The sequence below is a fragment of the Streptomyces sp. NPDC002809 genome (assembly GCF_040295435.1).
Classification (GTDB): Bacteria; Actinomycetota; Actinomycetes; order Streptomycetales; family Streptomycetaceae; genus Streptomyces.
In genome coordinates, this window is record NZ_JBEOVJ010000126.1 from 1 (window position 1) to 15,284 (window position 15,284).

Genomic DNA, 15,284 nt, shown 5'->3' on the forward strand with positions numbered 1-15,284 from the left:
TCTTGTCCCCTGCCCGCCCCTTCCCGTAACCGGGGCTCCGCCCCGGACCCCGCGCCTCAAACGCCGGCGGGGCCGGACGGTACACCGGAGGGGCTGGGAAGTACGTCCGCAAGGCCGGGAAGCGGGCCGGAGGGGGCGCGTTTCGGGGCTCCTGTTGTCGCCGTCGCCGCCGGAGCGGCCTTCACCTTCTCCTACACCGAGCACAGCGAACTGCTCGCCGCTGCCGGGGCCGAGGTGGTGCCGTTCGATCCGTTGCGGGACGAGGCTCTGCCCGACGGGACCCGGGGGCTGGTCATCGGGGGCGGGTTTCCCGAGGTGTACGCACCGGAGCTGTCCGCCAACGAGCCGTTGCGCAAGGCCGTCGCGGAGCTCGCTGCCTCCGGGGCGCCGGTGGCGGCCGAGTGTGCGGGGCTGCTGTATCTGAGCAGCTCGCTGGACGGGCTGCCGATGTGCGGGGTGCTGGAAGCCGAGGGGCGGATGTCGGAGCGGCTGACGCTCGGCTACCGCGACGCCGTGGCGCTCTCCGACAGTGTGCTGGCGGCTACGGGGACGCGGATGCGGGGGCACGAGTTCCACCGCACCGTGCTGGAGCCCGGTGCCGGGGACGCGCCCGCCTGGGGCATGCACCAGCCCGAGCGCCGCGTGGAGGGGTTCGTCCGGCAGGGCGTGCACGCGAGTTATCTGCATACGCATTGGGCTTCGGCTCCCGGTACGGCCCGCCGATTCGTTGAGAGGTGCACGGCATGAAGGACAGTCGCAGCGGCGTGAGCACGCTGGTCGGGGTCGGGGTCGGGCCCGGCGATCCGGAGCTGGTGACCGTCAAGGGCGTCAACGCCCTGCGGGACGCGGCGGTCGTCGTGGTGCCGGTGATGGACACGGGTGAGCAGGGGCGCGCCGAGGCGACGGTGCTGCACTACGTGGGGGCCGAGAAGGTCGTGCGGGTCGTGTTCGCGCTCAACGAGCGGACGGACCGGGCGCGCCGGGAGGCGGCCTGGGACGCGGCTGGTGCGCGGGTCGTGGAGCTGCTGCGTACGCACGGTTCGGTGGCGTTCGCGACGATCGGCGACCCCAACGTGTACTCGACGTTCACGTATCTCGCGCAGACGATCGGTGAGCTGCTGCCGGGTACGGCCGTGGTGACGGTGCCGGGGATCACGGCGATGCAGGATCTGGCGGCGCGCAGTGGCGCGGTGCTGACCGAGGGCACCGAGCCGTTGACGCTGGTGCCGGTGACGGCGGGGGCCGCGGTGCTGAAGCAGGCGCTGGAGGGCCCGGGGACGGTCGTCGCGTACAAGTTCGGGCGGCTGGCCGAGGAGGTCGCCACGGCGCTGCGCGAGACGGGGCGGACCGAGGACGCGGTGTGGGGTTCGGCGCTCGGGTTGCCGCAGGAGTCGATCCGGCCGGCGGCGGAACTGACCGACGGCCCGTTGCCGTACCTCTCCACGCTGATCGCGCCCGCGCCGCGCGACGGCGGACGGGGCGGCAAGTTGTGAGGCGGTCACTGCGCGAGGCCCACCACCAGCCAGATGAACCCCACTCCGGCGACCGTGCACAGCAGGGTCGAGCGGGCCGGGTGGTCGTGGTGTGCCTCGGGCAGGATCTCGGCGGCGGCGAGGTAGAGCAGTGCGCCGCCGAAGAAGCCGAGATAGCAGCCGAGGAGTTCCTCCGGAAGGGTGAACACGAGCGTCGTCGCCGCGCCGACGACGGGCGCCGCCGCGTCCGCGTACAGCATCGTCAGGGCCTTGCGGCGGGCGTTCCCGTACAGGCTGGTGATCGTGTAGGTGTTGAAACCGTCGGCGAAGTCGTGGGTGATGACGGCGAGGGCGACGGCCGCTCCCATGCCGCCGCCCACCTGGAAGGCCGCGCCGAGCGCCACGCCGTCCATCAGGCTGTGGAGGACCATGGCGGCCGCCGCTGTCAGTCCGACCTGGGGCACCCGTTCCTCGCTCGCTCCGTGTGCCGCCTGGCGTACGGCGAGCAGCCGCTCCACCAGGTGCGCGAAGAGGAAGCCGCCCACGAACAGCAGCAGGGCCGCCGGTACGCCGAAGACGAGGCCGCCCGCGGCTTCGATGGCCTCCGGCAGCAGGTCGAGGCCGACGACTCCGAGCATCAGTCCGCCGGCGAATCCGAGCACCAGGTGGCGGCGGTCGGTGACGCGCTGGGCGACCCAGCCACCGACCAGGGTCATCAGGAACGCGCCGAGCGCGACGAACACCGCCATGGGCTCTTGCTAGCCGACTGACCCCGGTGCCCGCATCCGCAGGTTGCCCGCAGCGCTGTCCCCCTCTCCCTCATGTTTCCGATTCCTGATTCCGATCCGTGATTCCGATCCGTGACTCCGATCCGCTTTCCGAAAGGACCCGTCCCATGTCCGAAGCAGTCGACGCAGCCGCCGCGCCCACCCGCGGCACCGTGACGTTCGTCGGTGCCGGCCCCGGCGCCGCCGATCTGCTGACCTTCCGGGCGGCGCGGGCCATCGCGGACGCCGATGTCGTCATCTGGGCGGCCAGCCTGGTGCAGGCGGAGGTCCTCGACCATGCCCGGGAGGGTGCGGAGATCCTGGACTCGGCGCAGATGTCCCTCGAAGAGGTCGTCGCCGTGTACCGGCGGGCCGCGGACGAGGAGCTGAAGGTCGCGAGGATCCACTCCGGCGACCCGGCGCTGTGGGGCGGCACGCAGGAACAGGTCGACCGGTGCCGCGAACTGGGTGTCGCGGTCGAGATCGTGCCCGGTGTGTCGTCGTTCTCGGCGGTCGCGGCACTCGTGCAGCGCGAGCTGACGATCCCCGAAGTGGCCCAGTCGGTGATCCTGACCCGGCTCGGCGGCGGCAAGACGCCGATGCCGCCCGGTGAGGAGGTGCGGGAGTTCGCCCGGCACGGCACGACGATGGCGCTGTTCCTGTCGGCCGCCCGGTCCGGTCAGTTGACGCAGGAGCTGCTGGAGGGCGGCTACCCGACCTCCACACCCGTGGTGATCGCGTACCAGGCGACGTGGCCGGAGGAGCTGATCCTGCACTGCACGATCGAGACGCTGGAGGCCACGGTGAAGGAGCACAAGCTCTGGAAGCACACCCTCTTCCTCGTCGGCCCGGCTCTGTCGGCGTCGGGTACCCGTTCGCACCTCTACCACCCGGGTCATTTCCACGGGTACCGCAAGGCGGACAAGGCGGCGCGGGCCGAGTTGCGCGCCCAGCGGTCCGGCTCGTGACGCGGCTCGCCGCGGCCGGTCCGGTCTTTCCGCTGCGGGGCGTCCGCTCCGCGGCCGGTGCGAACGAAGGAGCAACCCAGTGATCGGCCTGATCTCCGCGACGGCGGCGGGCGCCGTCGCCCGTGACCGGCTGGCCTCGTCCTGGCCCGGCCGTGCCGTGGTCTACGACGGCCCGGTGCGCGAGGCCGTGCAGCGGGCGTTCGCCGAGTGCGAGCAGCTCGTGTGCTTCCTGGCGACGGGGGCCGTGGTCCGGCTGATCGCGCCGCTGCTCGTGGACAAGGCGGCGGACCCGGGTGTCGTCTGTGTCGACGAGGCGGGGCGTCACGCGGTGGCCCTGCTCGGCGGGCACGGCGGCGGGGCGAACGCCCTCGCGGTGGCGGTCGGTGAGGTGCTGGGCGCGGCGCCCGTCGTGACGACGGCGACGGACGCGGTGGACGTTCCCGGTCTCGACATGCTGGGGCTCCCCGTGGAAGGGGATGTCGCGGGGGTGTCGCGGGCGATGCTGGACGGTGCGCCGGTGACGTTGCGGGCGGACACGGTGTGGCCGTTGCCCGCGCTGCCGCCGAACGTGGGCCCCGGTGGGGCGGGCCCCGCGGTGCTCCACATCACCGACCGGATCGTCGGACTCGGCTCTCGGGCCGCGGTGCTGCGGCCCGCCTCGCTCGCCGTCGGGGTCGGCGCGTCCAGGGACGCCCCCGCCGACGAGGTGCTCGGGCTGATCCGGAACACGCTGGAGGAGGCCGGGCTTTCGCCGCTGAGCGTCGCGGAGCTGGTGACCGTCGACGCGAAGGCCGGGGAGCCGGGGATCGTGGCCGCCGCCGCCCGGCTCGGTGTGCCTCTGCGGACGTACCCGGCCGAGGAGCTGGCCCGTATCGAGGTGCCGCATCCTTCCGACGCGCCGCTCGCCGCCGTCGGCACGCCCTCGGTGGCGGAGGCCTCGGCGCTTGCCGGAGGCGGTGAACTCCTCGTACCGAAGCGGAAGTCGCAGCCCGAGGGGCGGGCGGCGATGGCCACCTGCGCGGTGGTGCGCCGGGCGCCGCGCGGACGGCTCGCGGTCGTGGGGCTCGGACCCGGGGCCCGTGACCTCCTGACGCCGCGGGCCCGTGACGAGCTGCGGCGGGCGTCGGTGCTGGTCGGGCTCGACCAGTACGTCGACCAGATCAGGGATCTGCTGCGGCCGGGCACGACGGTTCTGGAGTCGGGGCTCGGCGCCGAGGAGGAGCGGGCCCTCACCGCGGTCTCTGAGGCGCGCAAGGGGCATGCGGTGGCCCTGATCGGCAGTGGTGACGCGGGTGTGTACGCGATGGCATCACCCGCGTTGGCCGAGGCGGGCGCCGACATCGATGTGGTGGGTGTGCCGGGTGTGACGGCCGCGCTGGCGGCGGCAGCGATCCTGGGCGCCCCGCTGGGACACGACCACGTGTCGATCAGCCTCTCCGATCTGCACACGCCGTGGGAGGTCATCGAGCGTCGGGTACGGGCCGCGGCCGAGGCCGACATCATCGTGACGTTCTACAACCCGCGCAGCCGGGGCCGCGACTGGCAGCTCCCCAAGGCGCTGTCGATCCTGTCCGAACACCGGGAGGCGGCCACGCCGGTCGGGGTCGTACGCAACGCCTCACGCCCCGACGAGAGCAGCCGGGTGACGTCGCTGGCGACCCTGGACCCGGCGACGGTCGACATGATGACCGTCGTCACCGTCGGCAACACGGCCACCCGTGAGATCGCGGGCCGCATGGTCACCCCGCGAGGCTACCGCTGGCAGTCGGCCACAGCCGCCCCGGCCCGGGAGACGGCCCCGTGAACCGGCGCGCCGCCCCTCCCCCGCACCTCCCCCCGCCACCCATGAACACCGAGGAGACCCCGTGATCACCCCGTCCGCCCAGCCCGCACTGCTCGTTGCCGGCCACGGCACCCGGGACGAGGGCGGGGCCGCCGCCTTCCGTGAATTCGTGGCCGAGCTCGGCGCCCGCAACCCGCAACTGCCCGTCGCGGGCGGCTTCATCGAGCTGTCGCCGCCCCCGCTCGGCGACGCGGTGGCCGAGCTCGTCGAGCAGGGCGTCAGGCACTTCGCCGCCGTTCCGCTGATGCTGGTGTCGGCCGGGCACGCCAAGGGCGACATCCCGGCGGCCCTGAGCCGTGAGAAGGAGCGCCACCCGGGCATCTCGTACACCTACGGACGTCCGCTCGGCCCGCATCCGGCGCTGCTCGACGTGCTGGAGCGGCGGGTCGACGAGGTGCTGGGCGACACCGACCGGTCGGAGGTGACGATCCTGCTGGTGGGGCGCGGTTCCACCGACCCGGATGCCAACGCCGAGGTGTACAAGGCGGCGCGGTTGTTCTGGGAGGGCCGGGGCTACGCGGGTGTGGAGACGGCGTTCGTGTCGCTGGCCGCTCCTGATGTGCCGTCCGGTCTCGACCGTTGCGTGAAGCTGGGTGCGGGGCGCATAGTCGTTCTGCCGTACTTCCTCTTCACGGGCATCCTGCCGGACCGGGTGCGTCATCGGACCACGGAGTGGGCCGCCGCCCACCCGGAGCTGGACGTCCGGGCGGCCGAGGTGATCGGCGCCGCGGAGGAACTGCTCGATCTGGTCATGGAGCGCTACCGGGAGGCCGTGAAGGGCGATCTGCGGATGAACTGCGACTCTTGCGTGTACCGGATCGCACTGCCGGGCTTCGAGGACAAGGTGGGACTGCCGCAGCAGCCGCACTTCCACCCTGACGACGACGGCCATCACCACCACCCCCACCATGGCGGTCATGCACACTCCCACTGAGAGCCCCGACGCAACAGGCGCGGGCGCGCACGATCTGCGGCACCACGGTGACGCGGAGGTACGGGGACGGGGCCGGGATCTGACCGATCTCGCCGTCAACGTACGGGCCGGCACCCCACCGGCCTGGCTGAAGGAGCGGATAGCCGCGTCCCTGGGCGAGCTCGCCGCGTACCCGGACGGGCGCACGGCGCGTGCGGCGGTCGCCGCACGGCACGGGCTGCCGCCGGAGCGGCTCCTGTTGACGGCGGGTGCGGCGGAGGCGTTCGTGCTGATCGCGCGGGCACTGCCGGCACGTCGGCCGGTCGTGGTCCATCCGCAGTTCACCGAGCCGGAGGCGGCGCTTCGCGCGGCCGGGCACGAGGTGGGACGGGTGCTGCTGCGGGCCGAGGAGGGCTTCCGGCTGGATCCGGCCGCCGTGCCGGCCGACGCGGATCTGGTGGTGGTCGGCAATCCGACCAACCCGACGTCCGTACTGCATCCCGCGGCCGTGCTGGAGCAACTGGCGCGTCCCGGGCGGACGCTGGTGGTCGACGAGGCCTTCATGGACGCGGTGCCGGGCGAGCGCGAGGCGCTGTGCGGCCGTACGGACGTCCCGGGGCTCGTGGTGCTGCGCAGCCTCACCAAGACCTGGGGGCTCGCCGGGCTGCGGATCGGTTACGTTGCGGCCGCGCCGGAGACCGTCCGCCTGCTGGAGGAGGCGCAGCCGTTGTGGCCGGTGTCGTCACCGGCGCTGGCGGCGGCCGAGGCGTGTGTGGAGCCGAGGGCACTGGCCGAAGCTGCGGCGGCTGCCGACCGGATCGCGGTGGACCGCTGCCATCTGGTGGCGGGTCTGCGGGAGTTCACCGAGATACGGGTGGTGGAACCGGCGCAGGGACCGTTCGTGCTGGTCCGGCTGGAGCGGGCCGCGGAGATACGTGAGCGGCTGCGGATGCTGGGCTTCGCGGCCCGGCGCGGCGATACGTTTCCCGGGCTCGGCGCCGAGTGGCTGCGGCTGGCCGTGCGGGACCGCACGACGACCAACCGCTTCCTGCAGGCGTTCGACCAGGCACTCCAGGCACTGTCCGCGGTCAGCCGCTGACTGGGTCGGCGACGACGGCCCTGCCAAACCCCTGACACGTGTCGCCCCCTTGCCGGCGCTCTGGATACGGAGCGGCGCTCACGCCGAGGGGCGGTGCTCCGTATGAGAGCGGTGCTCTGCCGGGAGCGGTGCTCACGCAGGGGGCGGTGCTCTGTGTGCGGAGTAGCGCCCCGCGTGCGGAGCAGTGCTCTGTGTTCGGAGTAGCGCTCTGTGTGCGGACTAGCGCTCCTGCCGGGAGCAGTGCTCACACGGGGAGCGGTGCTCTGCGTGCGAAGCAGCGCTCACGCCCGAAGTGCCGCTCATACCCGGAGCGCCGCTCACACCAGGAGCGGTGCTCCGCACGCAGAGCACCGCTCCCTACCCCGCCCTCTTCCCCTACGGCCCCCCGGCCTTCCCCTCGGGCGGTAATGCGTTCCGCCAGGTGTCAGTCCTGCGCGCGCCGCCGGGCCACGACCATCGCACCGGCTCCGACTGCCAGCAGGAGGGCGGCACCACCGGCGACGTACGGTGTGGTGGAGCTGCTGCCCGTCTCTGCGAGGTCGGCGTCGACGGCGGACTGGGGCGCGTGACCCGTGCCGGTCTGGGGCTTCACACCGCTGCCGTCACCGCCGGTGTCGCCGGCCGTGGAGCCGGCCGTGGAGCCCGCGGTGGAGCCGGCCGTGGAGCCCGCGGTGCCGGATCCGCCGTCGGTGGAACCGCCGTTGCCCGAACCGCCGTCGGTCGAACCACCGTTGCCCGAACCGCCGTCGGTCGAACCACCGTTGCCCGACCCACCATCGGACGAGCCACCGTTGTCCGACCCACCATCGGACGAACCACCGTCACTCGAACCGCCGCCGTCACTGCCGCCGTCACTGCCGCCGTCACTGCCGCCGTTCTCCCCGCCGCCGTTCTCCCCGCCACCCGTGCCGGCCGACGCCTTCGGCGTCCGGCAGGTGGCCTCCGCGAGGGTGACCTCGCCCTTCACGTCGGCGACGTTCAGCTTGAGCGGGTTGACCGAGACCTTCAACTGGAGCGCCACCGCAGCCGCGGTGCGTGAGGTCGTGCTCGTCTTCGACAGGTCGAGCGTCACCTCGCCGACGCCCGGCACCTCGACCTGCGTGGTGCCTGAGGCGGTGAGGGTGATCAGCTTGCCGAGGACGTTCACGTGCCCCAGCACGTTCGACTCGGCGACCGGCTTGTGGCCCACCTCGCAGACCGCCTTGGAGGTGACCTGCTCGACCTCGATCAGCGAGAGCGCCGGCAGACCCGGCAGGTGCAGTCGCGCCTTCACCACATTGCTGTAGCCCACGGCACGGTGCTTGCCGACGGTCGCCTTCGCCGTGGCCACATCGGCCCGCAGCACACTGACCGGCTGCCCGCCCTGCACTCCGTCGAGCTTCACGGTGAGTGCGGTCTTCTCGGCGCTCCGCGGGGCGTGCACCTCGTTGAGCGTCGCCTTGAGCGGCACATCGATCGTCTTGTTCAGGAGCGAGACGTCGAGTGCGGTACGGAGCACGACCGCGCTCGCCTCCCCGTCGCCGGTGGTCGTGGTGGTGGCCGGGCTGACGGTCGCGGTGGTGGCCTGCGCCGGGACGGCGACCAGCAGGGCGACGGGAGCGGCGGCGACCGCCAGGGCGGCGAGGCGGAAGGTGTTGCTGTTCAAGATGGTGGAACCCCCACAAGAGACATGGAGCCACCGGCGCCGTCCAATGGGGGACATCGCGGGCACCGGTGGCCTCGACTCCGTGAATCTTTACGCACAGAGGGTGAACTGGCAGATACCTGAGGTGAGTTCACCCCAAAGGGGGGTTTCCGTGCCTGTATTCGAATATTCCGGCACGTACGTTCCTCGCGTTCACCCGTTTCACCCAGCGCGGGCGGCCCGGACGGCCTCCGCGCGGGAGACGGGAGGTGATTCAACGAGCGGATCCGCGCCCGGTCACTGCCGGTCAACACGGTGCACGCCGGGCCCGTCCCGGGTGCGCGCCGTGCCCGTCCCGGCACGGTCCGTACCCGGGACACGGCGGTCAGCCGATCACGCGCCCGTTCAGCACGACCCGTCGCGGGGCCGCCAGCACGCGCACGTCCGCACGCGGATCCCGGTCGTACACCACCAGGTCGGCCGGGGCACCCTCCTCCAGGCCGGGCCGGCCGAGCCACGCCCTGGCTCCCCACGTCGTCGCGGACAGCGCCTCCAGCGCCGGGATGCCGGCCTTGACGAGCTCGGCGACCTCGTCGGCCACCAGCCCGTGGGCGAGCACCCCGCCGGCGTCCGTCCCGACGAACACCGGGATCCCGGCGTCGTAGGCGGCGCGCACGGTGTCGTACCGGCGCTCGTGCAGCCGGCGCATATGGGCGGACCAGCGGGGGTACTTGGCGTCACCGCCCTGCGCGAGCGAGGGGAAGGTGGCGATGTTGACCAGGGTGGGGACGATCGCGACCCCGCGCTCGGCGAAGAGCGGAATGGTCTCCTCGGTCAGCCCGGTCGCATGCTCGATGCAGTCGATCCCGGCCTCGACGAGATCACGCAGCGAGTCCTCGGCGAAACAGTGTGCGGTGACCCGGGCACCCAGCCGGTGCGCCTCGGCGATCGCCGCCCCGACCTCCGCGCGCGGCCAGCAGGCGGTCAGGTCGCCCACCTCGCGGTCGATCCAGTCGCCGACCAGCTTCACCCAGCCGTCCCCGCGGCGCGCCTCCTGCGCCACGTACGCCACGAGTTCGTCGGGCTCGATCTCATGGGCGTAGTTGCGGGTGTAGCGCCGGGTCCTGGCGATGTGCCGCCCCGCCCTGATGATCTTCGGCAGGTCCTCGCGGTCGTCGATCCACCGGGTGTCCGCGGGTGAGCCCGCGTCCCGCAGGAGCAGCGCGCCCGCTTCCCGGTCGTCGAGGGCCTGCTTCTCGGTCGTCGCCGCGTCGACGGCGCCGTGATGGTCGAGCCCGACGTGACAGTGGGCGTCGACCAGCCCCGGCAGGGCCCAGCCGGTGATGACGACCGCGTCGTCCGCGCCGGGGGGCCGCTCGTACGAGATGCGCCCGTCGACCGCCCAGAGCTCGTCCCTGACCTCCTCGGGTCCGACGAGCACCCGCCCCTTCACATGCAGCACCCGCGGCGCCTCGTGATCACTCATGAGCAGCACTGTACGAGGCACCGCACGGGGCACCGGACCCGGCGCCGCGCCCTGTCCGGCCCGATCCGGCAGACGGGTCCGGGGAGCCCCCGGAGCGCTCGGTACCCTCGGTGCAGGCCTGGCTCGCAGGCCGGGCCGCACACCGATCCGATCCCGAAGAGAGCACCACCGTGACGCACCCCTTCCTCGACCTGACCCCGCTCACCGCCGCGCATTTCGCGGCGATCGAGCGGCGGGTGGCCGGTCTCCTCGCCACCGAGCAGGACGTCGTCATCATGCAGGGCGAGGCGCTCCTGCCTCTCGAAGGCTGCATCAGGGGCGGCGCCCGGCCCGGTTCGACGGCGCTGAACGTCGTCACGGGGCCGTACGGGCAGACGTTCGGCAACTGGCTGCGCGACTGCGGCGCCGAGGTCATCGATCTCGCGGTGCCGTTCCACACGGCCGTGACCGCCGCCCAGGTCGCCGAGGCACTGGCCGCGCACCCGGAGATCGACTTCGTCTCCCTGGTCCACGCGGAGGCCGCGACCGGCAACACCAATCCGGTCGCGGAGATCGGTGAGGTCGTCCGGGCGCACGGGGCGCTGTTCATGCTGGACGCCGTCGCCTCGGTGGGCGCCGAGCCGCTGCTGCCGGACGCGTGGGGTGTGGACCTGTGCGTGATCGGGGCGCAGAAGGCGATGGGCGGCCCGGCCGGGGTGTCGGCTGTGTCGGTGAGCGCGCGGGCCTGGGAGCGGATCGCCGCCAACCCGCAGGCCCCGCGCCGTTCCTACCTCTCTCTGCTGGACTGGAAGGAGCGCTGGATCGACGGCGGCCGCAAGGCGCTGCTGCACGCGCCGGCCCAGCTGGAGATGCTGGCGCTCGAAGCCTGTGCGGAGCGGATCGAGGCTGAGGGCCTGGACGCGGTGATGGCCCGTCACGCGGCGGCGGCCGCCGCGACCCGGGCCGGTGCGGTGGCGCTGGGCGGCGGCCTGGCGCCGTATGTGCGCGAGGCCAGGGACGCGGCCCCGGTGGCGACCACGCTGCGCGCTCCCGAGGGCGTGGACGCCTCGGACCTGGTCGCGCAGGCGCTCGCGGCCGACCCGTCGCTGCCGCTCATCGCGGGGGGCGGGGCGCTGTCGAAGGAGATGATCCGGGTCAATCACTACGGGGTGGATGCGACGCGGGGCGCGGTGCTCTCCTCGCTCGCGGCTCTGGGGGCGGCGCTGGCCGACGGCGGCCGGCAGGTCGATCTGGAAGCTGCCCGCAAGGCCGTTTCGGAAACCTGGCCCAGCGAATAGATTCCGACGTATTCCAAGAATGCGGGGAGCCGCCTTATTCAGAGCAGCTCCCCGCATTCTTCTGCCCGGAATCCAGAGGCCTAAACACCCCAGTTTCCAGGGCGATCGATCTGCACAATTCGGTTGCGTCTCACGAGAGTTACCACCTTGTGACCGACTCCACACCAGGGGTGTTATGCCGGATAAATGCATGCCAAATCGGCAGAAAAGGTAGCCGGTTCGCGCCGGGGCGCACACTCGCGTGATAACACAAGGAGCCGCGTCACCCAACCCCCTGCCTCGATGCAATTTCGATTTTTGCTGGGTAAATTCAATTCACATGACCGCCGCACCAGCAGAATTTGCCCGTGCCCGAAGCGAATTCATCACCATCGACATCCCACGAGTGGAGGACGGAGCCGCGATCTGGCGCATTGCCCGCGACTCCGAGGTCCTGGACCTCAACTCCTCGTACAGCTACCTGCTGTGGTGCCGTGACTTCGCGGCGACCTCCGTGGTCGCCCGCGACGAGACCGGCTCCCCGGTCGCCTTCGTGACGGGGTACATCAGGCCGGACCGCCCGGAGACGCTCGTCGTCTGGCAGGTGGCCGTCGACCACGGCCACCGCGGGACCGGGCTGGCGGCGAAGCTGTTGGACGCACTGACGGCTCGTGTCGCCGGTGAACAGGGCCTCGCCTCGGTCGAGACGACCGTCACCCCGGACAACAAGGCATCGGACCGCCTGTTCACCTCCTACGCGCAGCGCCACGACGTGACGCTGGAGCGTGAGGTGCTCTTCGACGGCGACCTGTTCCCCGAGGACACCCATCTGCCGGAAGTGCTCTACCGCATCGGCCCGTTCCACGCCTGAGCAGGCACTTCCACCGATGGACAGAGTCCGTCGCAGTCACCTTCACCGCCGCCCGTCACAACCCCCCTCACGCAGGAGACCCGCTGTGACCATCACCCCGCCCGCCCTCAGTGTCTTCGAGACCCTGGAGTCCGAGGTACGGAGCTACTGCCGCGCCTGGCCCGCCGTCTTCGACCGTGCGCAGGGCGCCCGGCTGACCGACGAGGACGGCCACTCGTACCTCGACTTCTTCGCCGGAGCCGGTTCCCTCAACTACGGCCACAACAACCCGGTGCTGAAGCGCGCGCTGATCGACTACATCGAGCGCGACGGCATCACCCACGGCCTCGACATGGCGACCACCGCCAAACGGGCCTTCCTCGAGACCTTCCAGAACGTCATCCTGCGGCCGCGCGACCTGCCGTACAAGGTGATGTTCCCCGGCCCGACCGGCACCAACGCGGTCGAGTCGGCGCTGAAGCTCGCCCGCAAGGTCAAGGGCCGCGAGTCCGTCGTCTCGTTCACCAACGCCTTCCACGGCATGTCGCTCGGCTCGCTGGCCGTCACCGGCAACGCCTTCAAGCGGGCCGGGGCCGGCATTCCGCTGGTGCACGGCACGCCGATGCCGTTCGACAACTACTTCGACGGCCAGGTCCCCGACTTCCTCTGGTTCGAGAGGCTCCTGGAGGACCAGGGCTCCGGCCTCAACAAGCCCGCGGCCGTGATCGTGGAGACCGTCCAGGGCGAGGGCGGCATCAACGTCGCCCGCGCCGAGTGGCTGCGTGCGCTCCAGGACCTGTGCCACCGCCAGGACATGCTGCTGATCGTCGACGACATCCAGATGGGCTGCGGGCGTACCGGCAGCTTCTTCTCCTTCGAGGAGGCCGGCATCACGCCGGACATCGTGACGCTGTCGAAGTCCATCAGCGGCTACGGGATGCCCATGTCGCTCTGCCTGTTCGAGCCCGAGCTGGACATCTGGGAGCCGGGTGAGCACAACGGCACCTTCCGCGGCAACAACCCGGCGTTCGTCACCGCCGCGGCCGCGCTCGACGCCTACTGGGCCGACGGCCAGATGGAGAAGCAGACGCTGGCCCGCGGCGAGCAGGTCGAGTCGGCGCTGCTGGCGATCTGCGGCGAGCACGACACCGCACAGTTCCGCGGCCGTGGACTGGTGTGGGGCCTGGAGTTCAACGACCCGGCGCGCGCTTCGGCCGTGTGCGCCCGCGCGTTCGAGCTGGGACTGCTGCTGGAGACCTCCGGCCCGCAGAGCGAGGTCGTGAAGCTGCTGCCGCCGCTGACCATCACCCCCGAGGAGCTGGACGAGGGCCTGCGCACGCTGGCCCGCTCCGTCCGCGAGACCGCCTGAGAGGCGGTCGGGTGACAGCGGACCGGAGAGCCGACGCGGTCCGGTGCGTGCGATGCCGAGGCGGCGGAGGGAGTCGACGCGGAGCGTCGGCGACCGACGACAGCGCCGGAAGCGTGCGTGCCGGGGCGTGGCCGCCCGGTCCGAGGCCACCCGGCCGCCCCTGACCCGGGGCCGCCCCGGGCGGGCCCGACGAGAGACACCGTAGAGAGAAAGGCACTGACCCACCGTGATCGTCCGATCGTTCAGTGACATCGAGAACACCGACCGGCATGTGAAGGCCGCCTCAGGCACCTGGGAGAGCAAGCGCATCCTGCTCGCCCAGGAGAAGGTGGGCTTCTCGCTCCACGAGACCACGATGTACGCAGGTACCGAGACGTCGATGTGGTACGCCAACCACATCGAGGCGGTCCTGTGCGTCGAGGGCGAGGCCGAGCTCACCAATGACGAGACCGGCGAGAAGCACTGGATCACTCCCGGCACGATGTACCTGCTCAACGGCCATGAGCACCACACCATGCGTCCCAAGACGGACTTCCGCTGTGTCTGTGTGTTCAATCCGCCCGTCACCGGACGGGAGGAGCACGACGAGAACGGTGTCTACCCGCTGCTGACCGAGGAGGGCTGAACCCCCATGACCACTGATGTACGTGCCGACCTGTACCCGTCGCGCGGCGCCGCCGAGATGACCACTCCCCGCCAGGACCCGGTCATCTGGTCCGCGCCGGGCGCACCGGGTCCGGTCGCCGCCAAGGAGCTCCAGGGCTTCGAGCGCGACGGATTCCTCACCGTCGACCAGCTGGTCACCCCGGACGAGGTGACCGGCTACCACGCCGAGCTGGAACGGCTGATCGCCGATCCGGCCGTGCGGGCCGACGAGCGCTCGATCATCGAGCCGAAGTCGGATTCCGTACGGTCGGTCTTCGAGGTCCACCGGCTCAGCGAGGTCTTCGCCCGCCTCGTCAGCGACGAGCGCGTGGTGGGCCGGGCCCGTCAGATCCTCGGCTCGGACGTGTACGTCCACCAGTCGCGGATCAACGTCAAGCCCGGTTTCGGTGCCTCGGGGTTCTACTGGCACTCGGACTTCGAGACCTGGCACGCCGAGGACGGTCTGCCGAACATGCGGGCGGTGTCCGTGTCGATCGCGCTGACCGAGAACTACGACACCAACGGCGGGCTGATGATCATGCCCGGCTCGCACAAGTCGTTCCTCGGCTGTGCCGGTGAGACGCCGAAGGACAACTACAAGAAGTCGCTGCAGATGCAGGACGCGGGCACCCCGTCCGACGAGGCGCTGACGAAGATGGCCGACCGGCACGGCATCAAGCTCTTCACGGGCAAGGCCGGTTCGGCGACCTGGTTCGACTGCAACGCGATGCACGGGTCGGGCGACAACATCACTCCGTACGCGCGCAGCAACGTCTTCATCGTGTTCAACAGCGTGGAGAACAAGGCCGAGGAGCCGTTCTCCGCGCCGATCCGCCGCCCTGAGTTCATCGGGGCGCGGGACTTCACTCCGGTGAGGTAGGACGCCCGGTATCGGCGGGGGCGGGGGACGGAATGCCGTCCCCTATCAGGGCCTTGCAGTAGCCGCCGGCGGCCGCGGCCTCGGCGGAGAGTCGCATCACGAGGTCGATGAC

Annotated in this window: 12 protein-coding genes and 2 pseudogenes; 11 read left to right on the top strand and 3 right to left on the bottom strand. The window is 71.5% G+C overall.

Features of this window, described 5'->3' with window-relative positions:
* Window positions 1-747 (top strand): annotated as a pseudogene (locus ABT025_RS37465) (cobyrinate a,c-diamide synthase); the annotation flags it as partial.
* Window positions 744-1,493 (top strand): precorrin-2 C(20)-methyltransferase, encoded by a 750-nt coding sequence (cobI, locus tag ABT025_RS37470; RefSeq protein ID WP_351003151.1) that lies wholly within the window; start codon window positions 744-746, stop codon window positions 1,491-1,493. The pseudogene ABT025_RS37465 and the gene cobI, both read left to right, overlap by 4 nt.
* A gap of 5 nt (window positions 1,494-1,498) precedes the next feature.
* On the opposite strand, the gene ABT025_RS37475 is transcribed toward cobI, so the two are convergent.
* Complete coding sequence (locus tag ABT025_RS37475; protein WP_351003152.1) at window positions 1,499-2,221, bottom strand: ZIP family metal transporter; 723 nt, start codon at window positions 2,219-2,221, stop codon at window positions 1,499-1,501.
* 146 nt (window positions 2,222-2,367) lie between these two features.
* Between ABT025_RS37475 and cobM the strand changes: the two genes are divergently transcribed.
* From cobM to cobC, 4 genes and pseudogenes are all read left to right on the top strand, one after another.
* Window positions 2,368-3,207, top strand: a complete 840-nt coding sequence (cobM, locus tag ABT025_RS37480) for a precorrin-4 C(11)-methyltransferase (protein ID WP_351003153.1) — start codon at window positions 2,368-2,370, stop codon at window positions 3,205-3,207.
* A gap of 79 nt (window positions 3,208-3,286) precedes the next feature.
* Window positions 3,287-5,011 (top strand): precorrin-3B C(17)-methyltransferase, encoded by a 1,725-nt coding sequence (gene cobJ, locus ABT025_RS37485; protein WP_351003154.1) that lies wholly within the window; start codon window positions 3,287-3,289, stop codon window positions 5,009-5,011.
* 64 nt (window positions 5,012-5,075) lie between these two features.
* Window positions 5,076-5,984: a sirohydrochlorin chelatase gene (locus tag ABT025_RS37490; RefSeq protein WP_351003162.1), complete on the top strand. Its 909-nt coding sequence runs from the start codon at window positions 5,076-5,078 to the stop codon at window positions 5,982-5,984.
* Window positions 5,953-7,062, top strand: a pseudogene (gene cobC, locus ABT025_RS37495) (Rv2231c family histidinol phosphate aminotransferase CobC); the annotation flags it as partial. The gene ABT025_RS37490 and the pseudogene cobC, both read left to right, overlap by 32 nt.
* A 424-nt stretch (window positions 7,063-7,486) precedes the next feature.
* On the opposite strand, the gene ABT025_RS37500 reads toward cobC, so the two are convergent.
* Both ABT025_RS37500 and ABT025_RS37505 read right to left on the bottom strand, forming a co-directional pair.
* A complete protein-coding gene (locus tag ABT025_RS37500) occupies window positions 7,487-8,707 on the bottom strand; it encodes an SCO1860 family LAETG-anchored protein (protein WP_351003155.1) in 1,221 nt (406 codons plus the stop codon).
* A gap of 364 nt (window positions 8,708-9,071) precedes the next feature.
* A complete protein-coding gene (locus tag ABT025_RS37505) occupies window positions 9,072-10,172 on the bottom strand; it encodes an amidohydrolase family protein (RefSeq protein WP_351003156.1) in 1,101 nt (366 codons plus the stop codon).
* A gap of 170 nt (window positions 10,173-10,342) precedes the next feature.
* Between ABT025_RS37505 and ABT025_RS37510 the strand changes: the two genes are divergently transcribed.
* The 5 genes from ABT025_RS37510 (at window position 10,343) to thpD (ending at window position 15,172) form a co-directional block, all read left to right on the top strand.
* Entirely contained in the window at window positions 10,343-11,449 is a 1,107-nt protein-coding gene (locus ABT025_RS37510) for a pyridoxal-phosphate-dependent aminotransferase family protein (RefSeq protein WP_351003157.1), read from the top strand.
* A gap of 319 nt (window positions 11,450-11,768) precedes the next feature.
* Window positions 11,769-12,299, top strand: a complete 531-nt coding sequence (gene ectA / locus ABT025_RS37515; protein WP_351003158.1) for a diaminobutyrate acetyltransferase — start codon at window positions 11,769-11,771, stop codon at window positions 12,297-12,299.
* A gap of 85 nt (window positions 12,300-12,384) precedes the next feature.
* Window positions 12,385-13,647, top strand: coding sequence for a diaminobutyrate--2-oxoglutarate transaminase (ectB, locus tag ABT025_RS37520; RefSeq protein WP_351003159.1), 1,263 nt, complete (start codon window positions 12,385-12,387; stop codon window positions 13,645-13,647).
* A gap of 226 nt (window positions 13,648-13,873) precedes the next feature.
* Window positions 13,874-14,272, top strand: coding sequence for an ectoine synthase (locus tag ABT025_RS37525; protein ID WP_351003160.1), 399 nt, complete (start codon window positions 13,874-13,876; stop codon window positions 14,270-14,272).
* 6 nt (window positions 14,273-14,278) lie between these two features.
* Window positions 14,279-15,172: an ectoine hydroxylase gene (gene thpD / locus ABT025_RS37530; RefSeq protein ID WP_351003161.1), complete on the top strand. Its 894-nt coding sequence runs from the start codon at window positions 14,279-14,281 to the stop codon at window positions 15,170-15,172.
* Window positions 15,173-15,284: the final 112 nt, after the last annotated feature.